Below are 22,552 nucleotides of genomic sequence, written 5' to 3'. Positions count from 1 at the left end.
GGGGCGCGGGGAGGCCATCCTCCGCGCGCCCCGTTCCGTGGCCGTAACGCTGTCATGACAGCGCCCTTTTGGCCATGGTCCGTACGGCCTCCGGGGCCGCGCCGGCTCAGGAGGTCTTGACGGTGATGGAGCCGTTCTTGATGCCTTCCTCGGCCTTCTTCACGGCGTCCTGGACCGCCTTGTCGTTGGCGAACGCCGGGTTCGAGTCCGACAGGCTCACGCCGCCGTTGGCCAGGCTGCCGCGGATCTCACCGGTCTCCGGCTTGCCGTCGTGGACGGACTTGGCCAGGCCGTAGACCGCGCCCTCGACGTTCTTCATGGCCGAGGTGAGGATCGAGGCCTTGTACTTGGCCAGCGCGTCCTGCTTGTACTGGTCGGAGTCGACGCCGATCGCCCACACCTTGTGCGCCGCGGCGGCCTTGATCACGCCCTGGCCGGACAGGCCGGCGGCGGCGTAGAGGACGTCCGCGTGGGCGTCGATCTGGCCGTCGGCGGCGCTCTCGCCCTTGTCGGGGCTGGAGAAGCCGCCCTCGGCGGCGGTCTCGGTCAGGTACTGCGACTTGACCGTGACGCCCTTCTTGGTGTCCGCGACGCCCTGCTTGAAGCCGGCCTCGAACTTGTGGATCAGGGGCACGTCCACGCCGCCGATGAAGCCGACGACGTTGGTCTTGGTGGCCTTGGCGGCGGCGACGCCCGCGAGGTAGGACGCCTGCTCCTCGTGGAAGACGAGGTTGGCGACGTTCTTCGCCTGGAAGGAGTTGTCGTCGACGATGCCGAAGGTGGTCTTCGGGAACTTGGCCGCGACCTCCTTGACGGCCGGCGCGTACGCGAAGCCGACGCCGATCACCGGGTTGTAGCCCTGCTTGGCGAGGGTCTCCAGGCGCTGCGTCTTGTCCGCGTCGGACTCGCCGTCCTGCGGCTCGACCGCGGTGGACTTGTAGCCGAACTCCTTGTCGGCCTTGTCCAGGCCGGCGGTGGCCGCGTCGTTGAAGGACTGGTCGCCCTTGCCGCCGACGTCGTACGCCAGCGCGAGGCCCAGGTTCTTGTCACTGCTGCTGGAGGAGGACGACGTGGACGAGCTTCCGCAAGCGGAAACCGTCACGGCGAGGGCTGCGGTAGCAACACCCGCAACCGCGATACGGGACACCCGGCGCATGGAACGAGACTCCTTTGTGCAAGCGCCCATACCAGGCGCTGGTTCCGCCGCAGCGTAACGCGCGTAGACCAGACGGAAAAACCCTTCTGTCCGGTCCGTTATCGAGCTGTGGCCGCATTTCGCCGCCAGACTACGGACAGCAATGCGCCCCTTGCGGGAGGCAAGGGGCGCAGGGATCGCAAAGGGCCCGGAGGGCCTAGGAGCCCCGGAAAAGTCAGACCTTTCGATCCGTCCGGGGCCCGGAGCGGTGAATGATCACTGGGTCTTGACGGTGACCTTGCCGGAGGTGATGTCCTGCTTGGCCTTGTCCACCGCGTCGACCACGTCGGTCATCGCCTTGTACTTCGGGTTGGAGTCGGCGAACCCGACGCCGTCGTTGGAGAGGCTGCCGCGGACCACGCCGCTCAGCGGCTTGCCCTCGTGGACCGACTTGACCAGGTCGTAGACCGCGCCGCCGACGTTCTTCAGGGCCGAGCCGAGGATGTGGTCCTTGTACGCGGCCAGCGAGCTCTGGGCGTACTGGTCGGAGTCGACGCCGATGACCCAGATCCCCTTGGCCGCGCCCTCGGAGATCACACCCTGACCGGACAGGCCGGCCGCGTGGTAGATCACGTCGACGCCCTTCTCGATCTGGCCGCTGGCCCCCTCCTTGCCCTTGTCCGGGCTGGAGAAGCCGCCCTCGGCCGGGGTCTCGGTGAGGTACTGCGACTCGATCTTGATGTTCGGGTTCACCGACTTGGCGCCCTGGACGTAGCCGGCCTCGAACTTGTGGATCAGCGGGATGTCCACACCGCCGACGAAGCCGATGTGCGCCTTCTTCGACGCCTTGGCGGCGGCCACACCGGCGAGGTAGGACGCCTGCTCCTCGTGGAAGACCAGGTCGGCGACGTTCTTCGCCTGGACGGTCTCGTCGTCGATGATCCCGAAGGTGGTCTTCGGGAACTTGGCGGCCACCGTCTTCACGGCCGGCGCGTAGATGTAGCCGACGCCGATCACCGGGTTGTAGCCGGCCTGGGCGAGCTGGGTCAGGCGCTGCACCTTGTCCGCGTCGGACTCGCCGTCCTGCGGCTCGACGTCCCGGCCGCCGAGGCCGAACTCCTTCTCGGCCTTCTGGAATCCGGCGTACGCCGCGTCGTTGAAGGACTGGTCGCCCTTGCCGCCGATGTCGTACGCCAGGCCGATGCCCTTGCCGGTGTAGCCGCCGGCCGACTCCTTGTCCCCGCCCTTGGAGCCGGTGCTGGACTCGCCGCACCCGGCGGCCGCGAGCGCGACGACCGCGACGGCCACCGCTGCCTGGGAGACCCTGCTCCCCCGAGAGATCAGACGCATGACAAGCACCCCTTCGTCCCCGCGGCACCGCCGCCTGCGCCGGCCCGCATCCCCGATCGACCGCCCACGGCGGCGATTTCCGGCGCACAGTAACGCGCGTAGAAGGGGAGCGGAACGGGGTTCCTCGCGGCCGTTACCGATTCGTGCCGCCCCCGGGTTACGGGCGGCCCCCCGCGGTTACGGGCGGGTGTCGACAGGGGGCGAAGCGGGGCACACCGGGCGCGCGCTCCCTCTCCGCGCGGGCTGAGACGCAGGTCACACCCAGGGCTGTCACATCCGCCCGGGCCGTTCCGTCAGAGAAGTACAACCCGCCACCACGGCAGAGGAGTTCTCATGGAAGCCCGGCTGAACCTCTTCACCAACCCTGTCTCCGGCAAGGTCTTCAAGCACATCAACGCCGCGGGCAAGGCCCTCTCGGAGTCGACCCTGCCCGCCGCGACGCAGGAGCTGGTGAAGATCCGCGCGAGCCAGATCAACGGCTGCGGCTTCTGCACCGACATGCACACCAAGGACGCCGCGCACGCCGGGGAGAGCGCGCAGCGCCTGCACCTGGTCGCCGCCTGGCGCGAGGCCACGGTGTTCACGGAGGCCGAGCGGGCCGCCCTGGAGCTGACCGAGGAGGGCACCCGGATCGCCGACGCGGCCGGCGGCGTGCCCGACGCGGTGTGGCAGAACGCGGCCAAGCACTACGACGAGGAGCAGCTCGCCGCGCTGATCTCGCTGATCGCCATCATCAACGCCTACAACCGGGTCAACGTGATCAACCAGCAGCCGGCCGGGGACTACCAGCCGGGCATGTTCGGCTGACCGACGGGTCGTGGGACGGAGGGGCCGGCGCCCGCGGGTGCCGGCCCCGCCCTACGCGGGCCGGCGGGCCAGGACGTAGCCCCTGGGCATCCGCAGCCGGGACGGTCCCTCCGCGGCGAGGACGGCGCGGGCGCGCACCTCCAGGCCCGCGTCGGTCAGGAGGCCGGCCACGGTGTCCGGGGTGCGCCAGTGGTAGCGCAGGTCGACCGGCCGGCCGTAGCGCTCGGCCAGGTGCCGTCCGTCGGTGTCCTCCTCGAACTGGAAGAGGAGCATCACCTGGCCGCCCGGGGCCAGCACGCGGCGGAACCCGGCGAAGACGGCCGGCAGGTGCTCGTCCGGCACGTGGATGATCGAGTACAGCGCGGTGATCCCGCCGAGCGTGGCGTCCGGCAGGTCGAGTGCGGTCATGGAACCCACGTGGAAGCGCAGGTGGGGGTGGGCGCGGCGGGCCAGCGCGACCATGCGGGGCGAGACGTCCACGCCGAAGACCGGCACCCCGAGGGCGTGCAGCCGGGCGGTGACGTACCCCGGTCCGCTGCCGATGTCGGCCACCGGCCCGCCGCCCGCCTCCTTCACCAGGTCGGCGAAGGCGGTGAGCAGCGCGCCGTACAGCGGGCCGTCGCCCAGGCCGTCCGGGTGCTCCTCGGTGTAGTCCTCGGCGATCGTGTCGTACGAGTCCCGGGCGGCCCGCAGGGCGTCCGCCAGGTCCGTCCGCGTGGTCGTGGTCCCTGCGTCGGAGTCCGTCACGGGAGCGGACTCTACTCGCGCGGCGGTGGCGGTTCCGCTGGGTGGACAAGTCCAGCGGTTCTGTGGCGACGCGTGGTATCCGTGGAAGAGGAGGACCGACGAAGACAGACGACGACAGACGACGTCAAGCGAGGACAGAGGAGGGAACAGCCAGAGGAACGACGGGTGGAGCCCATGATCGGCTCGGCCGGAGGACGGGCGAGTTTACCCACCCGAAACGACCGCCATGCGCCGCGCGGCCAATCTTTCTTCCCCTGACGGGTTGAAGTTTGGTGATCGTGGGTCGGTTGACCGCCCCGGCGTCCTACCCTTCAAAGGGTGAAGCAACTGATGTCCCGAGAGTCCGAGGCCGATCCCGTCACCGCCGGGCACGCACACGCGCCGCTCCCCGGCGCCCTTCCGGAGGCCCTGCGCGCCGAGCTCGTCGCCTTCCGCCGCGACCTGCACATGCACCCCGAGCTGGGCAACCAGGAGTTCCGCACGACGGCCGCGATCAAGGCACGCCTGGAGAAGGCGGGCCTGCGACCGCGGGTGCTGAGCGGGGGCACCGGGCTGATCTGTGACATCGGTGACGTCGACCCGGCCACCGGCTCCGTGATGGCGCTGCGCGCGGACATCGACGCGCTGCCCATCCCGGACACCAAGAGCGACTGCGCGTACCGCTCCACGGTGCCCGACCGCGCGCACGCCTGCGGCCACGACGTGCACACCACCGTGGTCCTCGGCGCCGGCCTGGTCATGGCCGAGCTGTACCGCGACGGGCTGCTGCCGCGTCCGGTGCGGCTGATTTTCCAGCCCGCCGAGGAGGTGCTGCCCGGCGGCGCGGCCGACGCGATCGCGTGCGGCGCGCTGGACGGGGTGGGGCGGATCATCGCCGTGCACTGCGACCCGCGGGTGGACGCCGGCCGGATCGGGCTGAGGGTCGGGCCGATCACCTCGGCGTGCGACCGGCTCGAGATCTCCCTGGAGGGGCCCGGCGGCCACACCGCCCGCCCGCACCTGACGACCGACCTGGTGACCGCGGCGGCCCGGGTGGTCACCGACGTCCCGGCGCTGGTCGGCCGGCGCGTCGACACGCGCGCGGGGCTGGCGGTCACCTGGGGCCGGATCGACTGCGGTCACGCGCCGAACGTCATCCCGCAGCACGCCGAGCTGTCCGGCACGGTGCGCTGCCTGGACATCGACGCGTGGCGGCTGGCGCCCGACATGGTGGTCGCGGCGATCGACGAGGTGGCCAACCTGCACCGCGCCAAGTCCGAGATCAACTACGTGCGGGGCGTGCCGCCGGTCGTCAACGACGCCGAGGTCGTCGACCTGCTCGACAGCGCGATGACCGCCCGCCGGGGCGCCGACTCCGTGGAGAGCACCGAGCAGAGCCTCGGCGGCGAGGACTTCTCCTGGTACCTGGAGCACGTCCCCGGCGCCATGGCCCGCCTCGGCGTGCGCCCCCCGGGCGAGCGCACGGTCCGTGACCTGCACCAGGGCGACTTCGACGCGGACGAGTCGGCGATCCAGGTGGGCGTGGAGCTGTTCACGGCGGCGGTCCTGCTGGACGCCCGCACGCGCACCGCATAGACACCGCGGAACGCGGGCGGCCCGACGGCAGGGGTCAGAGGGCCGCCCGCAGCGTGGCCGCCGTCGCGCGGGGGTCGTAGCCGGGCGCCACGCCCTCCGCGAGGACGATGTCCCCGGCGATGTGGTCCGTGCGCAGGTGCAGGATCTCCCGGTAGGCGGGGGACGCGTACCAGGCGCGGGCCTCCGCGAGGCCGGGGAACGCGATCAGCACGAGGTTGCCCTCGAAGCTGCCCTCCACCACCTCGGCCGGCGGGCCGTGCAGCAGGAACCGCCCCCGGAAGGGGTCCAGCGTGTCCTGGATGCGGTCGATGTACTCGACGACGTCCGGGTGCAGGGCGCTGTGGTGCAGGTGGGCAAAGGCGTAGGCGGTCATCTCCGGCTCCTTCGGCACGTCTGCTGGGGCGACGCGTCGAACGTACCGGCGCCGGGGCGGACGGTGCGATTACCCGGGAGGTAAGGGGCCCCGCCCCGGTTGACGGGACAGCCCCTAGGCCGGGGTCACCGCCGCCAGCCGGTGGACGTCGCGGGCCGTGGTGGTGACGCCCGAGAGGAAGCCCTGGGCGCGCGGGGAGGCGCGGTCGGTGAGCCAGCCGGGGTCGATGTCGCAGACGGCTATGCGCACCTGGGTGCCGGCCAGGGCCAGCGGCAGGGTGTGCACGACCGTGGAGGGGAAGCTGAGGACGGTGCGGCCGACCGGGCCGCGGCGGGCGATCAGTTCCAGGGGCAGCTCGGGCCGGACGATCTCCAGGCCCGTCTCCACGGCCAGCCGGTGCAGCTTGTCGGCGCTCTCGCGCCGGTGGGCGAAGTAGCGGTGCACCCCGTGCGCCTTGGCCAGGGTGCGGACGGCCTCCAGATAGCGCTCGCCGTCCACCACGCCGGTCTCCACCAGCGAGGTGCCGACCAGGTCGGCGCCGTCGATCAGGTGCGGCGGGCCGAAGCGCGCACGGGTCCAGGCGAAGGCGTTGGCGGTGACCGTGACGCCCTCGGGCCGCTCCTCGATCGGCATGGCGGAGAACACCTCCACCGTCCGCTCCCCGGCCGGGGACAGCCGGCGGCGTGCCCGGGCCGACACCGGGGCGAAGAGCAGGTCGCGCGGGGCGGGCCGGCCGCCCTTGCGGTGCCAGCGCACCAGGCGCTCGCCGCGCGCCAGTTGGGCCACGAACTCCATCGTGGCGGTGCCGTCGTCGACGACCACCAGGGACCGGGCCCGGGTGATCGTCAGCAGGAGCTGGACGTAGCGGGAGAACGGGTCCCCCATGACGACCCGGTCGGCCCGCCGCAGCAGGCCGGTCAGGGCGCCGACGGTGCGGAAGGGCGCGGACGCGCCGCCGCGCGCCTCCTCCCAGCGCACCGCGTGGCCCTCCTCGCGGGCCAGCTCGGCCATCCGGCGCAACTGGCCGCGGGTCATCGGGTCGGTCGGCGACAGCACGACCAGGGTGAATCCCGCGCCGGGCTCCTCGCGGGGGTGCGGGCCCTGGGCGTGGGCCCACTCCAGCACGTTCAGGAGCTGTACCGGACTCTCGACGAAGGCGAGGGTGTGGGGGGTGCCGGTGTTCCCGGCGCGGGGTCTCATCCTCGTACGACCATCCCGTCGTGGGGTGCTGTCGGGGTGCGGATCGGCGGCCGGGGTCAGACCGTCAGGGGCTCGCCCGCCGCGGCCGCGATCTCCGCCTCGGCGACCACGCCGCTGACCCGGCGCAGCTTCTTCATCGGGCCCAGCTCGGACTCGTAGACCTTCTTCACGCCGTCCCCGAGGGACGCCTCGATGGTGCGGATGTCGCGCACCAGGCGGGTCAGGCCCTGGGGTTCGACGGAGGCGGCCTGGTCCGAGCCCCACATGGCGCGGTCCAGGGTGATGTGGCGCTCGACGAAGGCGGCGCCGAGGGCGACCGCGGCCAGCGTGGTCTGCAGGCCGGTCTCGTGGCCGGAGTAGCCGATCGGGACGTTCGGGTACTCCTTCTCCAGCGTGTTGATCACGCGGAGGTTGAGCTCCTCGGCCTTCGCCGGGTAGGTCGAGGTGGCGTGGCACATCAGGATGTTGTCGCTGCCGAGGACCTCCACCGCGTGGCGGATCTGCTTCGGGGTGGACATGCCGGTGGACAGGATGACGGTGCGGCCGGTGGCGCGCAGGGCGCGCAGCAGCTCGTCGTCGGTGAGGGAGGCGGAGGCGACCTTGTGGGCCGGCACGTCGAACTTCTCCAGGAAGGCCACGGCCTCGGTGTCCCACGGGGAGGCGAACCAGGCGATGCCCTTCTCCTTGCAGTACGCGTCGATCTGCCGGTACTCGTCCTCGCCGAACTCCACGCGGTGGCGGTAGTCGATGTACGTCATCCGGCCCCAGGGGGTGTCGCGCTCGATGTCCCACTGGTCGCGCGGGGTGCAGATCTCGGGGGTGCGCTTCTGGAACTTCACGGCGTCGCAGCCGGCTTCGGCGGCCACGTCGATCAGCTTGAAGGCGTTCTCCAGCTCACCGTTGTGGTTGATGCCGATCTCGCCGCAGATGTAGACGGGCCGGCCCGGGCCGACCTCGCGGGAACCGAACGTGCGCAGACGGGAGTCGGTGCTCATGGCAGGAACTGTCCTTAATCGTGGAGGGAGTCGAGAGAGGGGCCGAGGATCCAGCTGGCGATCTCTCGGATCGCGCCGTCGCCACCGGGGACGGTGGTGACCGCGCGTGCGGCGCCGCGTACGACGTCGTGGGCGCTCGCGACCGCCACGGGCCAGCCCACGAGGGCGAAGCACGGGAGGTCGTTGACGTCGTTGCCGACGTAGAGCACGCGCTCCGGCGCGATGCCCTGCTCCTCGCACCACTGCTTCAGCGCGAGGTCCTTGCGGTCGACGCCGTGCAGCACCGGGAGCCGCAGCTTCCGGGCCCGGGCGGCGACCACCGGGTTCTGTTCCGTGGACAGGACCAGCATCGCCAGGCCGCTGCGGCGCAGGGCAGCGATGCCGAGTCCGTCCCCGCGGTGCACGGAGACGAACTCCCGTCCGTCGGCGTCGATCAGCACCCGGTCGTCGGTCTGGGTGCCGTCGAAGTCCAGGACGACCGCGTCGACGTCGTCGGCGGTCGGGAGGGCGCCCGGGCGGTCCGCGTCGAGCAGCGGGGCCAGGGCGCGGGCGCGGGCCAGGTCGTGCGGGTCGTCGATCTCCAGGACGCGCGCCGGGTCGGTGCGGACCAGTTCGGTGCGGCCGAAGAAGCGGTGGCCGTGGGTGCGGAAGCCCGCCGCGTCCATCGCGTAGGCGGCGCCGGTCTCCAGGTAGTCCTGGGGGCGGTCCTGGCGGCGCGGCCGGTAGGACTTGTCGTGGTTGACGCCGGTGCCGCCGTCGGACGCGTCGTCGGCGTCGCGCCAGACGAACCCGTGGAAGGGGGCGACGGTCACGGCGGTGTCGGCGCCGCCCTCGGCGACCGCGCCGGCCACCGCGTCGACGTCCTCGTGGACCAGGAAGGGGCTGGTGCACTGGACGAGCAGCACCACGTCGACGGGGGTGCCGTGCAGGGCCTCGTGGGCGTCCAGGGCGTGCCGTACGGCGGCCTCGGAGGTGGCGGTGTCGCCGGCGATGGCGGCGGGCCGCAGCACGACCTCGGCGCCGGCCTGGCGGGCCGCGGCGGCGATGGCCTGGTCGTCGGTGGAGACGACGACGTCGGTGACGCGCCGCGCCGCCCGGCACGCCCGGACCGCCCGCGCCACCAGCGGGACCCCGCCGACGGGGGCCAGGTTCTTGGCGGGCACACCCTTGGAGCCGCCGCGCGCGGGGATCACGGCGAGCACCCGGCGCACCGGGGGGCCGTCGGGATGGGGCATGGGGTGGACTCCTGGGTCTCGGGACGGGGGTGGGGCCGGGGCCGGGGTCACAGTTCGCCCATGCGGCGGATGACGGGGGCCACGCGTTGTACGCCGTGCCGGTAGGCCCCGCGGGCGGCGCGGCGGACGATCTGGCGGACGGGGCCGGGCTCCCGGTCGGCGGCCGGGGCGCCGGGCAGCAGGGAGCCGTCGGGGGCGAGGTGGTGGCGGGCGAGGACGCCGGGCAGGTAGCCGGGGGCGGTCTCGGGTGTGTAGTACGGCGCGAGCGGGGGCAGTCCGCCGGGCCGCCCGAGCAGCTCGGCGATGCGCTCGCGGGCCGCGTCGAAGGCGCGCTCGTACCGCCCGTCGGCCGCGACGCCCTGCCGGGCCACCCACTCCTCGTCCGGCACGGGCCGGTGGCCGGCGTCGAGCTGGTCCCAGGAGGCGAGGCAGCCGGAGCCGACGAAGTGGTGGTTGCCGAGCGCCTCGCGCACCCCGAGGTCGGTCAGCACGACCGTGGGGACACGGCGGTGCAGGGACTCCAGCGCGGCCGTGGAGCTGACCGTGACCATCAGGTCGGTGCGGTCCAGGACCTCGCCCATGTTGCCGTAGACCAGGCGGACGTTGGGCGGCAGGTCGAGCCGCTGCGCCAGCTTCTGGTACGGCAGCTCCTCCAGGTGGGTGGTGTGCTCACCGGGCCGGGAGCGCAGCTTGAGCAGCACCTCGCGCTCGGGGTGCAGCCGGGCGTGCCGTACCAGCCGCTCCAACAGGTAGGCGCGGTCCCGCCGGGTCTCCGGCACGGACGGCTGGGCGGCGAACACCACGGTGTAGGGGTCGTGTTCGCCGGTGTAGGGCGCGCCGCCGAGGAACGGCAGGGCCACCTCGGTCACCGACGAGGCGTCGGCGCCCACCCCTTCGTACACCTGCCGGAACCGCTCGGCGTCCTGGCGGGAGTTGGCGAGGACGAGGTCCGCGCCGTGGCGCAGCAGCAGGCCGTCGGCGAGCTTTTCGTACACGACGCCGACGTAGCCGGTGACGACGACCGGCCGGTCCGTGCGGCCCTCCCAGACCCGGCGCAGCCCGTGCAGCACGGCCTGCACGCCGCCCCCGACGAGCGCGAGGACCAGCACGTCGTAGGGCTCCTGGGCCATGACGCGCAGGAACTCCGCCGCGGTGACCTCGCGCAGGGAGTCGGCGCGCACGCCCACCTCGGCGAGCTGGCGGGGGGTGGGGGTGGCGCGGCCGCGCAGCAGGAAGCCGTCCAGGACAGGTGCGGCGGGTGCGGCGGGGGCGACGCGTCCGGCGGTCGACGCCCCCCATTTCCAGCGGGTGTCGGAGTCCGCGAGGACGGCGATCCGAAGGGTCTTCGTATTACTCGGTGGCACGGCCAAGACGCTAGAAAGAGAAATCCAGCGACGTGCCAACCACAAGTCAACAATGAGTTAACAACACATCACCTGAGTCCGAATCGGGCGGCCTTCCGCCGGGAAGTAGGTGTGCGGCACTGTTCCGACACATCGAGTTCACCCGCTGTATCCCGAGCGGAAATACCTGCCGCCCTGACGCGCCCTAGGGTTTCGCCGTGCCAAAGCTTTCCGTGATCGTGCCGTTCTACAACGTGCAGCAATACGCGCCCGACACCCTCGTGAGCCTGCGCGCGAACACCCGGGAGGACTTCGAGTTCATTCTGGTCGACGACTGCTCGACCGACGCGACCCCGGAGATCCTCGAACGTGCGCAGCGCGACCTGCCGGGGGCGGTGCTGGTCAGACACGAGCGGAACGGAGGGCTGGCCACCGCGAGGAACACCGGGATCGACGCGGCCCGCGGCGACTACCTGACCTTCCTGGACGGCGACGACTGGCTCGCCCCCGGGTACCTCCCCCGGCTCCTCGCCGCCGCCGAGGAGCTGGGCTGCGACTTCGTGCGCACCGACCACGTCCAGTGCACCGGGCGGGCGCGCAGCGTCCACCGGGTGCCGCTGGGCCGCCGCGGCACGGTGCTGGACCCGCGGGACGGCATCCTGCCCGCCGACCGGTCCACCCCGGTGGACTACGCCTACGCCTGGGCCGGGATCTACCACCGGCGCCTGGTCGACCGGGGGCTGCTGCACTTCACCGACGGGCTGCGCACCGCCGAGGACCGGCCGTGGATCTGGAAGCTGCACCGGCAGGCGGACAGTTTCGCCGTGGTGGGGCTGCTGGGCGTCTTCTACCGGCGCGGGGTGGCCTCGTCGCTCACCCAGATCGGCGACGTGCGCCAGCTCGATTTCGTCCGCGCCTTCGACCAGGTGATCGAGGAGACCGCGCGCGACCCCGAGGCCGACCGGCTGCTGCCCAAGGCCGTGCGCACCTACTGCGCGATCATGACCCATCACCTCGGCACGATCGAGAGGTTCGAACCCGCGGTGGCCCGTCAGCTCCGTTCCCTGTGCGCGGCCGCGCTGCGGCGCATGCCGCAGGACGTCCTCGCCGACGTCATGGACTCGATGGACACCGAGCGCGCCACCACGCTGCGGCGGGTGCGGCGCAGGCCGGCGGCGGCACGGTCGGCGGTGGCCGTCTGATGCCCGGCACCACCCGCATCTTCTGCGTCTCCACCCTGTTCGGCGCCGCGACCCTGGCCGCCGCCCTGGACGCCGGGCTGTTCGCGCCGACGGACCGCCGGCTGCTGCTGGTCACCAACAACGCGGCCAACCCGGAGACCACCCCGTCCGTCGACACGATGCCCGGCTTCGACCGGATCCGTGAGCGCTTCGACGACGTGCTGTCCTGGAACGCGGCCATCGCCCCCTTCCACCCCGGCGGCTGGGGCCCGCGCGCGGACGACGTCCCGATGTGGGAGCGGTACGTGCGGCTGCTGTGGGGCCTCGGCGACGACGAGGTCCACCTGGCGGTGGAGTCGATCCAGGTCAACCCGGCGCTGGCGCTGGCCCAGCTCTTCACCGGTGCCCCCCTCGACGTCTACGCCGACGGCCTGATGAGCTACGGCCCCACCCGCGACAAGCTCGACCCGCTGGTCGGCACCCGCGTCGGCCGGCTGCTCCACCTGGACCTGGTGCCGCGCCTCTCCCCGCTGCTGCTCACCGAGTTCGGCGTGCCGCCGGTGCTGGTGCCGCCGGAGGCGTTCCTGAAGGTGCTCGGCGAGCTGGCCCAGGCGGAGCCCGGCCCGGGGGACGAGGCCGGTCCCGGGGAGCGGCCCGCGCTGCTGCTCGGGCAGTACCTCTCGGCGCTCGGCATCCTCGGGGACGCCGAGGAGGAGCAGCTCCACCTCGCCATGGTGCGCGGCGCGGTCGCGCTCGGGCACCGCCGGCTGGTGTTCAAGCCGCACCCCACGGCACCGGCGCGCTGGTCGCGGCTGCTGGAGGAGGAGGCGGCGCGCCTGGGCGCCCGGCTCACGTCCCTGGAGCGGCCCGTCCTCGCGGAGGTGGTCTACCAGCGGCTGCGCCCGGCCCTCGTGGTCGGCTGCTTCTCCACCGCGCTGCTCACCGCGGCCGGCCTGTACGGCCTGCCGGTCGCCCGGGCCGGCACCGGTACCGTGCTGGCCCGGCTCGCGCCGTACCAGAACAGCAACCGGGTGCCGCTGACCATCGTCGACGCCCTGCTGCCGGACCTCGAGGACGCGGCGGCGGTCGAGGCGTGGAGCATGCCGGGACCGGAGCGGGTGGCGGAGCTGGCGGCGCTGCTGCGGGCGGTCGGCTTCGCGATGCAGCCGAAGATCCACCCGTCCCTGCGGGGCGAGGCCGAGCGGTACCTCGCGGCGCACCTGGACCCGCACACCTGGCGCTACTTCAAGCGCCGGCGCCTGGCCGCCCTGGCCCTGCCCGGCGCCGTACCGGCCCAGCTCGCCTTCCTCCCGCGCAACGCGGCCGTGCGCCGCATCGCACGCCGGGCGCGGGCCCTGAAGCGGGGCGCGTCGGGCAACCGGCGCTGAGAGGCGTGAGGTTCGACCGGGCGGCCATTCATCCGATCGTCATGTTCACGCCCCCGGCGGGTCAGCCGTCACTCATTCGTCATGCGCGGGCGGTACCTAGCGTTCACGCGTCCCCCGACTCCCACGGAAGGTCCCCAGGATGAGCGCGGCCGACCAAGCCACGGCACCGGCACCCCCGCCGGCGCCGGCCCCGCGACACAACGCCCTCCTGCCCGGCCCGGCCCCGGTCCGGCCCCGGGCGGAGGGCCGGCTGCGCGCCCTGGACGGGCTGCGCCTGCTGGCGGCGCTCATGGTGTGCTGCTACCACTACGCCGGCAAGAACGGCGAGGTCGCGCAGTCCTGGCACCAGTCCCCCAGCGAGGTGTTCCCGACCCTGTCGCGGCTGGCGACCTACGGCAGCCTCGGGGTGCAGTTCTTCTTCCTGATCAGCGGGTTCGTCATCTGCATGAGCAGCTGGGGCCGCAGCCTGGGCGACTTCTTCCGCTCGCGCGTGGCCCGGCTGTACCCGGCGTACTGGGCGGCGATCGTCGTCGTCACGGCCGCCGCGTACGTCCTGCCGGTGGTGGTGGAGCCGCTGCGCTCGGACGAGCTGCTGGTCAACCTCACCATGCTCCAGCAGCCGATGGGCGTGGACCGGGTGCTGGGCGTGGACTGGACGCTGTGGGTCGAGGTCCGCTTCTACGCGCTGTTCGCGCTGTGCGTGGTCTGGCGGGGCGTCACCTACCGGCGGGTGGTGATCTTCTGCTGCCTGTGGACGCTGGCCGGGGTCTTCGCCCGGGTCGCCGACACCCCGCTCACCGACGAGCTGGTGATGCGCGACCACGCCCCCTACTTCATCGGCGGCCTCGCCCTGTACCTGATCCACCGCTACGGCAGCGACCTGCTGCTGTGGGGCATCGTGGTGATGAGCTTCCTGCTCGGCCAGCGCTACTCGGTCACCGCGCTGTGGCACCCGGGTCCGCAGGGCGACTTCCACCGCGATCCGCACGTCATCCAGCTCATCGTCCTGGTCGCCTTCGTCGCCGTCGCCGCGGTGGCCGTGGGCTGGACGAGCCGCGCGAACGGCAGGTGGCTGACCGTGGCCGGCGCGCTGACGTACCCCTTCTACCTGATCCACGAGCACCTGGGCTGGTTCGCGATCCGCATCCTGCACCGGGAGTTCGGACTGAATCCGTACGTGACGATCACCGGCAGCATTCTGATCATGCTGGGACTGGCCTGGCTCCTGCACAAGTACGTGGAGAAACCGATCGGTCCGCGACTGAAGCGGGGCCTTGTCGTACGCGGGGTCGACAATGCCGCGGGTGCGGTGAAAGCAGCGGGAGCGGCAGCGGAAAAGTCCGCCGGGTGACGGGCCGGTGAAATGCCGTCGACCCGTGCGGCAGCTTTTCCCCGGCGCGCCTTTTCCGGTGGAACACCGGTGTTAGGTTCGCGGTCGTGACCGACATATCCACCGCGGCCCCGACCGCGCCCGCGGCGCGGCGCGGCCCCGGCCCGCGCGGGCTCCGGGCGCGCCTGGCCTCCCCCGCCGGCGGGGCGACCGCCGTCGTCACCGCGGTCCTGCTGCTGGCGACCACGCTCACCACCGGGGTGTTCCTCGACCTGCGGTACGTGCTCGCGGCCCTGCGCACCACGGGTCGCGCCGGGCTGTCCCCGTCGGAGGTGTTCGCGCACCGGCCGTTCTTCTACCGCTGGCTGGTCGCCGGGCTCGACGCGCTCACCGCCGGGCCGGACGCGGTGCGCGAGGCGCTGATGCGGTGCGTCGGCCTGCTGCTGTGCGCGGGCGCCGGGCTGCTGCTGCACCGGGCCCTGCGCGCCCGGATGCCGGAGCGCGACGCGCTGCTCGTTTCGGGACCGACCGCGCTCACCCTCGCCTTCGCGCCGGTCATCGACTACCTGCAGCCCGAGTGGTTCGCGATCGTCTTCTCGGTGCTCGCCGTGGCCGCCGTGCTGGGGGTGCGCCGCCGGTGGCGGGCCGTCGCGCTGGCCGCCGTGCCGCTCGGTCTGGCCGTGCTGATGAAGTACTCGACGGCGGGCACCGCGGCGATGGCGCTGCTCGTGGTGTTCACCGTGGACCGGGTGCGGGCCCTGCTGCTGGCCGCGGCCGCCGCCGTCGCCACCGGCCTGCTGTTCGCGGTCAGCGCCTGGTCCGGCTCGCGCGAACTGCAGTGGCTGCGCGACATGCCGCACATCAACGCGCACGCCTGGGGCAACGACCCCGTGGTCGCCTCCGAGTTGTTCCAGCGGACCGCGTACTACCTGGGCGACCGCACGGCCCTCACGCCGGTCCTCGCGCTGCTGCCGGGCGCCCTGCTGCTGTGCGTGCTGACGCTCACCTCCCGGCGGCAGCGCGTGGAGGCGTCGCTCGTCACCGTGCTGCTGGTGCTCTGCGGGGTGGCCGTCGTCGTCTACCAGGGCAACTGGTTCGCGTACCACGGGGAGAACCTGCCCGTGGTGGCGGCGGCCCTCACCGGCCTCGCGATCGGCCGCTGGTACGGCCGGTACGGCCGGCCCCCGCTCTGCCTGACCGCGCTGGCGCTGCTGCTGGGTGTGCTCACCCCGCTGCTGGAGACGGTCCGCCAGGACGTGGACGCGGCGGTGCTCGCCGGGTACGCCGCCGCGCTCTCCCTGGCCGCCGCGCTCGTCGACGTCCGGCTCTCCCGTGGTCCCGGCGGGGCGCGCGGTCCCCGGGTGCCCGCGGCCCTGCCCGTGCTGGCGCTGGTGGTGTGCCTGGCGGTGACGGTGTGGCCGTCCTCCGGGGTCCGCATCATCCTCGGCCGGCTCGTCACGACCAACGCCGAGCTGAAGGCGCAGGCGCGGTCGGCCGAGGCCGCGGCCGAGCAGGTGGACGCGCTCCTGCCCCCGGGCGCCGAGGTGCAGTACCTCGTGTTCGGGCAGCAGGCGTACTACATCGGCCACCCGACGCGCTGCCGGTACCCGTTCCCCACGTTCCTCAACGTGCCCAAGCAGCTCACCGAGGTGCCGTCGCTGACGTCCACCCGGGAGAACGTCCGCTGCATCACCCAGGCGCACCCGCCCGCGTACGCCGTCTACCAGCCGAGCTGGCTCTCGCTCGGCGTGATCGACCCGCGCATCGCCTCCGCCATCCGCACCACCTACCGGTGCCCCAGGCCGGCGGAGGGGCAGCAACTGGTGGTGTGCACCCTCCGCCGGCCGCACTGAGGTCAGGCGGCCCCGGCGATGCGGGCCGCCTTGTGGCCCAGCTCCACCGAATAGCTCTGGCCGCGGTCCTGCGGGTAGATCTGCGCCATCGTCGCGAGCGTCACCCCGTCGAGGTGCGTGTGGTGCCCGGGGATCAGCGCCTTGTACGCGGGTGTGACCACGGGCTGCGCGAAGGGCGCCCGGGAGAAGTGCCAGTCGTGGATCCAGGCCCGGTCGAACTCCGGGTTGATCCGCTTAAGCCACGGCAGGTACCGGTCCAGCAGCTCGGCCGGCTCGGTGGTGAAGCGCGGGTCGTCGCGCTCCACGTAGTTGCCGACGTAGAGGATGTGCCGCCCGCCGTACACGGCCGGGTCGATCATCCGGGTGTGCTCGACGACCGCGAGGAACGGGAAGTCCGGCTCGTTGATGTTGAGCCAGTAGTACGGGATCACGCTGCGGTCCAGTTCCAGGACGAAGCAGGTCGCGCCCAGGTACTGGTTGCGCCACACCGTGTCGTCGGCGGGGGCCTCGGCGGCCTTGGCGAAGGCCGGCTGCGGGGTGGTGACGATCAGGTGGTCGAAGGCGTAGGAGGCGCCGTCGGCGGTGCGCACGGTGACCGGCCCGCCCGCGTCGGGCTGCCGGATGGTGTCCACCCGCTTGCCGAACTCCACCTTGCCGCCGCGCTCGGCGATCCGGTCCCGCAAGGTCGCGTAGACCCGCTCGAACCCGCCGTCGAGGTAGCCGAGTTCGAAGGTGCGGCAGTGCACGCGGGCCCACAGCCAGGCCATCGACACCTGGTCGGCGCGGTCGCCGAACTTGCCGCGCAGCAGCGGCTCCCACACGGCCCGGGTGGCCCGCCGCCCGGCCCACTTGTTCAGCCAGCTCAGCGCCGTGCGGTCGGTGAAGCGCTCGCCGTCGCGCACGACCTTCAGCCAGGCCGACGACAGCCCGAAGCGGATGCCGGCGGGCAGCCCGTACAGCGGTGAGCGCAGCATCTCCAGCGGGGTGCTGAAGGGGTGCGTGCGGCCGCCCCGGAACACACCCGTCGTCGTCCGGTGGAAACGCAGGGACCCGCCGAGCCCGAGGTCCTCGATCAGCTCGATCATCTGCCGGTCGCTGCGGAAGATGTGGTGGTAGTAGCGCTCCAGCGGCACTCCCCCGACGGTGATCGACGCGGCGAGCCCGCCGAGTTCGTCGGCGGCCTCCAGGACCGTGACCGCGTGGCCCTGCCCGACCGCGTCGTACGCTGCGGTCAGGCCGGTGGCTCCCGCGCCGATGACGCCGAGGTTCATCCGAAACTCCACTTTCTGTTGAGCGCGAACTGGAAGAGCAGCACCACGGGCAGCGAGCCGGCCTTCACGAGGTTCGGGTCGATGCCGAGGCCGCGGGAGAACACCGCGAGCAGCACGAAGGTCAGCGCGATGCCCGTCAGGCCGACGGCGTAGAAACGCAGGTAGCGCACCAGCAGGCGGTCCCGCCTGCGGAAGGTGAACAGCGCGTTCAGCACGAAGTTGTTGGTGATGCCGATGCTGGTGGACAGGACGTTGGCCAGTTGCTCGTGCCAGCCGGCGACGTCGTAGAGCAGCAGGAACGCCCCCAGGTCGAGCAGGACACCGCTGCCGCCGACCAGCGCGTACGTGATGAGCTGCCGGGCGTCACGGGCCCGCCCGCGGGTCTCGGGGCGTGCGGGGGCGGGGGTGCCGGCGCCGGCGGGCATCAGGTCATCGGTCGCCATGGCCGGTGCCGTCACCGCCGACGGGGACAGGGACGTGAACGGGGGCGGCGGCGGGGGCGGGAGCGGTGTCCGTCCCGTGCGCGATGATCTGCCGCACCGTGTACAGGGGTCTGCCCTGCACCTCGCTGTAGGTGCGGCCGATGTAGCTGCCCAGCACGCCCAGCGACAGCATCTGCACGCCGCCGAGGAAGAGGACGACCACCATGAGCATCGTCCAGCCCGACACCGTGATGTCCGGGCGCAGCACCTTCATGCCGAGCGCGTAGACGATGCCGAGCAACGACAGCGCGAGCACCGCGAAGCCCAGCTTGGTGATCATCCGCAGGGGCGCGGTGGAGAAGCCGGTCAGTCCGTCGACGGCGAGGCGCGCCATCTTCTTCAGCGGGTACTTGGTCTCCCCGGCGAACCGCTCGTCGCGGTCGAAGTGGACCTCGCTCTGCCGGAATCCCATCGAGGCGACCATGCCGCGCACGAACCGGCTGCGCTCGCGGAAGCGGCGCAACTCGTCGGCGGCCCGGCGGTCCATGAGCCGGAAGTCGCCGGTGTCCACGGGGATGTCGACGTCGGTGGAGGACCGCAGGACGCGGTAGAAGGCGTGCGCGGTGGTCCGCTTGAAGAACGTGTCCTGCCGGCTGCGCCGGCGGGCGTGCACGATCTCCGCGCCGTCGCGCCAGGCGTCGATCAGCTCCAGGCTGACCCGGGGCGGGTCCTGCAGGTCGGTGTCCATGACGATGACGGCGTCGCCGCGGGCCACGTCGATCCCGGCCGTGATGGCCATCTGGTGACCGAAGTTGCGGGCGAAGTCCACCACCCGGACCCGCCGGTCGTTCTTCGCGATGTCCTCCAGCACGGCGAGCGTGCCGTCCGAGGAGCCGTCGTTGACGTACACCAACTCGTACGCGTACTCGGGGCGTTCGCACAGGGCCGCCACGAGTTCCTCGTGGAAGCGGCGGATCCCGTCGAACTCGTTGAAGGCGGGCAACACATAGGAGACGAGCGCCGCGCCACCACGCTGGCGCGGCACATGCACCTGTGGCGCCCGGCTGGATATGTCTGGCATCCGCCGAACCTAGGGGGACCATGTGAACGTGCCGCTAACGCGTGGTAAGCGGTGCGATGCCGTGAGTCGACGCGCCCCGCCCGGGCGTCACGCGGGGCGTGCCGCCGACCGCAGCCGCCGTACGGCCCGGCGGACGGCCGGGTTCCGGCGCAGCGCCTCGGCGCGGACCGGGGCCCCGCCGGGCAGCCGCAGGCTCGTCAGCCGGCGGCGCTTGAAGTACCGCTGGTACTCGGCGAGGTGGGCGGCGAGCCAGAGCGCCGTCTCCTCGCGCAGGGCGTGGTGCTTGCGGGACTGCATGCAGTACCCCACGGCCCGCACCAGCGGCGTCAACTCCTCGGCCATGCCCTTGAGTTCCAAGGGGGTGCCGACCTCGTCGCGCTCGGCGTCGGGCAGCGCCGCGTCGATGAGGGTGAGCGGCACCCGGTTGCTGTTCTCGTACGGCGTGATGCGCTCCAGGAGCAGGTCGGTGCCGACCCGGGCGACGGGTAGGCCGTAGAAGGCGGCGGCGGTCATCAGGGCCGTGGAGAAGCAGCCGATGACCAGCTTCGGCCTCAGGAACGCGAAGACCGTCTCGGCGAGGACCGGCTCGTTCAGCACGGTGAGCCGCACGCCGAGGTCGCCGGCGGCGGCCTCCAGGGTCTCGTTGTAGACGGAGGGCGCGCTCGGGTGCGGCTTGAACAGCACGTCCCGGTGCCCGGCGCGGGCGGCGGCCCGCAGCATCCGCAGGTGCAGGCCCTGTTCCTCGTCCTGGCTGATCAGGTCGATGGCGGAGAGGTACTGCCCGAGCAGCACGGCGGTGGGCGGATGGTCGGCGGGCAGCAGGCCGGCGAGCAGCCCGGCACCGGACTCGCCGAGCTGCGCGAGGACCTCGACCATCGCCTCGCCGGGCACGGCCTCGGGCTGCACGCCGTACTCGGACAGCAGCAGGGGCCGCAGCCCGGGCACCAGGTCGAGGTGCAGGACCCGCTCGATGCGGCTGCTCATGCCGTGCGGGATGCGGTTGCGGGTGGGGCCGTAGGTCATCAGGCCGTCCGCGTACACGTGCAGGGGGCTGTCGGCGAAGATGTCGGCGACCGCGCGGGAGGGGTTGGCCTGGATCGACTCGCAGGCGATCTCCACCGGTTCGTCCCCGAGGTCCCAGGCGAGGCGGACGGCCTTCTCCCACAGCGCGGCGTCCTGGGCGCGCGGTGCCCAGCCGGCCGGGTGGTGCGGGGAGATGAACTCGTTCCAGGAGCGCACCTCGTCGAACTCGGGGCGCAGCTTCTCGAAGCCGGGCATCCGGTCCAGGGGCGTGCTGACCTCCGGGACGGCGGCGACGTTGCTGACGACGAGGATGCGGCGCACGCCCTCGCGGGGGCCGAACTGTCCGGCGCGGATCGCGGCGGTCACCGTCGCCGCCGCGTACTGCGTCGCCGAGAAGAACATCTGGATCATGCCGCCACTCCCTTCAGGCCACCGCGCACCCGGCGCAGCAGGTGCACGCGTTCCTCGCCCATCCCCACCACGGCCTCGCCCAGTTCGTCCTCGCTCATCGCGCGCAGCGCCTCGGCGGCCCGGCGCTTGAGCTCGGCGGCCACGCCGCGTTCGAACCGCCCCCGGTCCAGGAGCTGGTGGGCGATCACGACGCAGTAGTTGCGCAGCGCCTTCGTGCGCAGCCGGCCGGCCTCGGGGTCGTCGGCGAGTTCGGCGAGGACCAGGTCGAAGGAGCGGAAGAAGTCGAGCTGGCGCACGTCGCCGATCTGGGTGAGCGAACTGGCCACGCCCCGGCGGTAGAAGACCCCGCGCAGGCTGGCGACGACGTAGGACTCCGCCCGGCGGTGCAGGCCCCAGATCCACGGGCGGTCCTCGGCGGTGCGCAGCCCGTCGTGGAAGCGCAGCAGCCCCTTGTCCAGCAGGCGGCGGTGGTAGACGCCGGCCCAGGCGTAGGGGTAGTCGACCATGGTGGTGTCGTCGACGGGGAGGATCGAGGTGCGCGGGTCCAGCGGGGTGTGGCGGCGGCCCTCGGGCGCCCGGTGGACGGTCCGTTCGACGCCGGTGACCTGGACGTGGTCGGTGCGCACGAAGTCCACGTCGAACCGCTCGATGACGTCGACGAGGCGGGCCAGGTAGCCCGGCGCCAGCCAGTCGTCGCCGTCGAGGAAGGTGAGGTAGCGGCCCTCGGAGGCGTCGATGCCGGTGTTGCGGGCCGTGGCCAGCCCGCCGTTGTGCTCGTGCCGGATCACCCTGCTGCGGGGCAGCCGTTCCGTCAGGGCGAGGAGGGCCTCGTAGGTCCTGTCCTTGGTGGACCGGTCCTCGACGAAGACGAACTCGAAGTCGTCCCGGGCGTTGTTGACGAGGCCGGCCACCGTCTCGGTGACGTAGGCCTCGATGTTGTAGCAGGGGACGACGACGGACAGGGTCGGTGTGTTGGCCACGGGTGCGCACCTGGATTCTGAGCGGGAAGTCAAGTGACTCTAAGAAAGTAAGATCAGCACCTTGATGTCCCGCCGACGACAGCCGGGTGAACTCGCTGTGACATCCGCGTCGGGGCCCTCAGCCGTGGCCGTACCGTGCCGTGATGCCCGCGATCACCAGCTCCAGCCCGTCCTCGAAGTGCCGGTCGTAGTCGGTGAAGATCTCCGGGCCGGCCGCCGCCGACAGCGGGAAGTCGGCCAGCAGCCGGGCCCGCTCCTCGACGTCGTAGCCCTCGCGGCGCTCGCCGGGCAGCGGCCGTACGCCCTGTTCCTCGATGACGAAGCCGACGGTGTACGCGTACGCCGTCGAGGAGGCGCGGACCGCCTCGGCGAGGGTGAAGCCGGCCGCGGTGAAGACGCGCAGGGTCTCCTCCATCTGCACGGCGTGGTCGGTGCCGGTGAAGCGTGAGCCGCTGAAGACCCGGGCGCCGTCGCGGTAGGCGAGCAGCGCCGAGCGCAGCCCGTGGTGGGTGGCGCGCAGCCGCTCCTGCCAGGTCCCGCCGGGCGCGAGGCCGACGTCGGCGGTCATCCGGCGGTACATCGCGGTGGCCATCTCGTCGAGCAGCGCCTGCTTGTCCTTGAAGTGCCAGTAGAGCGCGGGCGCCTTGACGTCCAGCTCGCGGGCGATGGCGCGCAGCGTCAGCCCTTCCAGGCCGACCTCGTTCAGCAGCGCCAGGGCGGTGTCGGCGACGCGGGCGCGGTCCAGGGGGGCTCGGCGTTCGGTGCTCACGCGGCCAAATTAACACCGTTAAGCACTCAGGCTTGACTCCTTAACGTCGTTAAGGACAGGCTGGTCGACGGCAGCACTTAACA

At 72.4% G+C, this 22,552-nt stretch carries 20 protein-coding genes; 6 read left to right on the top strand and 14 right to left on the bottom strand.

Annotated elements, in window-relative coordinates:
- Nucleotides 1–106 precede the first annotated feature (106 nt).
- Together E4U92_RS03680 and E4U92_RS03675 are read right to left on the bottom strand one after the other, a co-directional pair.
- A complete protein-coding gene (locus E4U92_RS03680; RefSeq protein ID WP_137298782.1) occupies nucleotides 107–1,156 on the bottom strand; it encodes a BMP family lipoprotein in 1,050 nt (349 codons plus the stop codon).
- A 255-nt stretch (nucleotides 1,157–1,411) separates the two neighbouring features.
- Entirely contained in the window at nucleotides 1,412–2,485 is a 1,074-nt protein-coding gene (locus tag E4U92_RS03675; RefSeq protein ID WP_174863687.1) for a BMP family lipoprotein, read from the bottom strand.
- 333 nt (nucleotides 2,486–2,818) lie between these two features.
- Here E4U92_RS03675 and E4U92_RS03670 point away from each other — a divergent pair, with 333 nt between their 5' ends.
- Entirely contained in the window at nucleotides 2,819–3,292 is a 474-nt protein-coding gene (locus E4U92_RS03670; RefSeq protein ID WP_137298781.1) for a carboxymuconolactone decarboxylase family protein, read from the top strand.
- 51 nt (nucleotides 3,293–3,343) lie between these two features.
- Here the strand turns inward: E4U92_RS03670 and E4U92_RS03665 are convergent, their stop codons facing one another.
- The gene (locus E4U92_RS03665) at nucleotides 3,344–4,039 is read right to left on the bottom strand and encodes a class I SAM-dependent DNA methyltransferase (protein WP_137298780.1); all 696 of its coding nucleotides are present in this window, start codon (nucleotides 4,037–4,039) and stop codon (nucleotides 3,344–3,346) included.
- Nucleotides 4,040–4,369: 330 nt separating this feature from the next.
- Between E4U92_RS03665 and E4U92_RS03660 the strand changes: the two genes are divergently transcribed.
- A complete protein-coding gene (locus tag E4U92_RS03660; RefSeq protein WP_137298779.1) occupies nucleotides 4,370–5,614 on the top strand; it encodes an amidohydrolase in 1,245 nt (414 codons plus the stop codon).
- A 34-nt stretch (nucleotides 5,615–5,648) separates the two neighbouring features.
- Here E4U92_RS03660 and E4U92_RS03655 read toward each other — a convergent pair whose 3' ends face one another.
- The 5 genes from E4U92_RS03655 to E4U92_RS03635 all read right to left on the bottom strand — a co-directional run bounded on the left by E4U92_RS03655 (nucleotide 5,649) and on the right by E4U92_RS03635 (nucleotide 10,781).
- A complete protein-coding gene (locus E4U92_RS03655) occupies nucleotides 5,649–5,987 on the bottom strand; it encodes a DUF1330 domain-containing protein (protein WP_137298778.1) in 339 nt (112 codons plus the stop codon).
- 114 nt (nucleotides 5,988–6,101) lie between these two features.
- Entirely contained in the window at nucleotides 6,102–7,187 is a 1,086-nt protein-coding gene (locus tag E4U92_RS03650; protein WP_137298777.1) for a hypothetical protein, read from the bottom strand.
- A gap of 56 nt (nucleotides 7,188–7,243) precedes the next feature.
- Nucleotides 7,244–8,182, bottom strand: a complete 939-nt coding sequence (locus E4U92_RS03645; protein ID WP_137298776.1) for an N-acetylneuraminate synthase family protein — start codon at nucleotides 8,180–8,182, stop codon at nucleotides 7,244–7,246.
- Nucleotides 8,183–8,196: 14 nt separating this feature from the next.
- Entirely contained in the window at nucleotides 8,197–9,417 is a 1,221-nt protein-coding gene (locus E4U92_RS03640; RefSeq protein ID WP_137298775.1) for an acylneuraminate cytidylyltransferase, read from the bottom strand.
- 47 nt (nucleotides 9,418–9,464) lie between these two features.
- Nucleotides 9,465–10,781, bottom strand: coding sequence for a DUF6716 putative glycosyltransferase (locus tag E4U92_RS03635; protein WP_137298774.1), 1,317 nt, complete (start codon nucleotides 10,779–10,781; stop codon nucleotides 9,465–9,467).
- A 197-nt stretch (nucleotides 10,782–10,978) separates the two neighbouring features.
- Here E4U92_RS03635 and E4U92_RS03630 point away from each other — a divergent pair, with 197 nt between their 5' ends.
- The 4 genes from E4U92_RS03630 to E4U92_RS03615 all read left to right on the top strand — a co-directional run bounded on the left by E4U92_RS03630 (nucleotide 10,979) and on the right by E4U92_RS03615 (nucleotide 16,512).
- On the top strand, nucleotides 10,979–11,962 hold the full coding sequence (locus E4U92_RS03630) for a glycosyltransferase family 2 protein (RefSeq protein ID WP_137298773.1): 984 nt from the start codon (nucleotides 10,979–10,981) through the stop codon (nucleotides 11,960–11,962).
- Nucleotides 11,962–13,329 (top strand): polysialyltransferase family glycosyltransferase, encoded by a 1,368-nt coding sequence (locus E4U92_RS03625; RefSeq protein ID WP_137298772.1) that lies wholly within the window; start codon nucleotides 11,962–11,964, stop codon nucleotides 13,327–13,329. The genes E4U92_RS03630 and E4U92_RS03625 overlap by 1 nt, the downstream gene beginning before the upstream one ends.
- Before the next feature lie 139 nt (nucleotides 13,330–13,468).
- Nucleotides 13,469–14,680, top strand: a complete 1,212-nt coding sequence (locus E4U92_RS03620) for an acyltransferase family protein (RefSeq protein ID WP_174863685.1) — start codon at nucleotides 13,469–13,471, stop codon at nucleotides 14,678–14,680.
- Nucleotides 14,681–14,766: 86 nt separating this feature from the next.
- On the top strand, nucleotides 14,767–16,512 hold the full coding sequence (locus E4U92_RS03615) for a hypothetical protein (RefSeq protein WP_137298771.1): 1,746 nt from the start codon (nucleotides 14,767–14,769) through the stop codon (nucleotides 16,510–16,512).
- A gap of 2 nt (nucleotides 16,513–16,514) precedes the next feature.
- Here E4U92_RS03615 and E4U92_RS03610 read toward each other — a convergent pair whose 3' ends face one another.
- The 6 genes from E4U92_RS03610 to E4U92_RS03585 form a co-directional block, all read right to left on the bottom strand.
- A complete protein-coding gene (locus tag E4U92_RS03610) occupies nucleotides 16,515–17,783 on the bottom strand; it encodes an NAD(P)/FAD-dependent oxidoreductase (protein WP_137298770.1) in 1,269 nt (422 codons plus the stop codon).
- Complete coding sequence (locus E4U92_RS03605; RefSeq protein ID WP_229863053.1) at nucleotides 17,780–18,226, bottom strand: GtrA family protein; 447 nt, start codon at nucleotides 18,224–18,226, stop codon at nucleotides 17,780–17,782. The genes E4U92_RS03610 and E4U92_RS03605 overlap by 4 nt, the downstream gene beginning before the upstream one ends.
- A complete protein-coding gene (locus E4U92_RS03600; RefSeq protein WP_137298769.1) occupies nucleotides 18,213–19,286 on the bottom strand; it encodes a glycosyltransferase family 2 protein in 1,074 nt (357 codons plus the stop codon). Before E4U92_RS03600 ends, E4U92_RS03605 begins: the two co-directional genes overlap by 14 nt.
- Nucleotides 19,287–19,373: 87 nt before the next feature.
- Nucleotides 19,374–20,720 (bottom strand): polysialyltransferase family glycosyltransferase, encoded by a 1,347-nt coding sequence (locus tag E4U92_RS03595; RefSeq protein WP_137298768.1) that lies wholly within the window; start codon nucleotides 20,718–20,720, stop codon nucleotides 19,374–19,376.
- Nucleotides 20,717–21,700, bottom strand: coding sequence for a glycosyltransferase family 2 protein (locus tag E4U92_RS03590; protein WP_137298767.1), 984 nt, complete (start codon nucleotides 21,698–21,700; stop codon nucleotides 20,717–20,719). Before E4U92_RS03590 ends, E4U92_RS03595 begins: the two co-directional genes overlap by 4 nt.
- Before the next feature lie 118 nt (nucleotides 21,701–21,818).
- Complete coding sequence (locus tag E4U92_RS03585; RefSeq protein ID WP_137298766.1) at nucleotides 21,819–22,469, bottom strand: TetR/AcrR family transcriptional regulator C-terminal domain-containing protein; 651 nt, start codon at nucleotides 22,467–22,469, stop codon at nucleotides 21,819–21,821.
- Nucleotides 22,470–22,552 lie beyond the last annotated feature (83 nt).

This window comes from Streptomyces galbus (genome assembly GCF_005280195.1).
Taxonomy (GTDB): Bacteria; Actinomycetota; Actinomycetes; order Streptomycetales; family Streptomycetaceae; genus Streptomyces; species Streptomyces galbus.
Note: the sequence above shows the minus strand (reverse complement) of the source record. Positions and strands in the feature narration are given on the sequence as shown.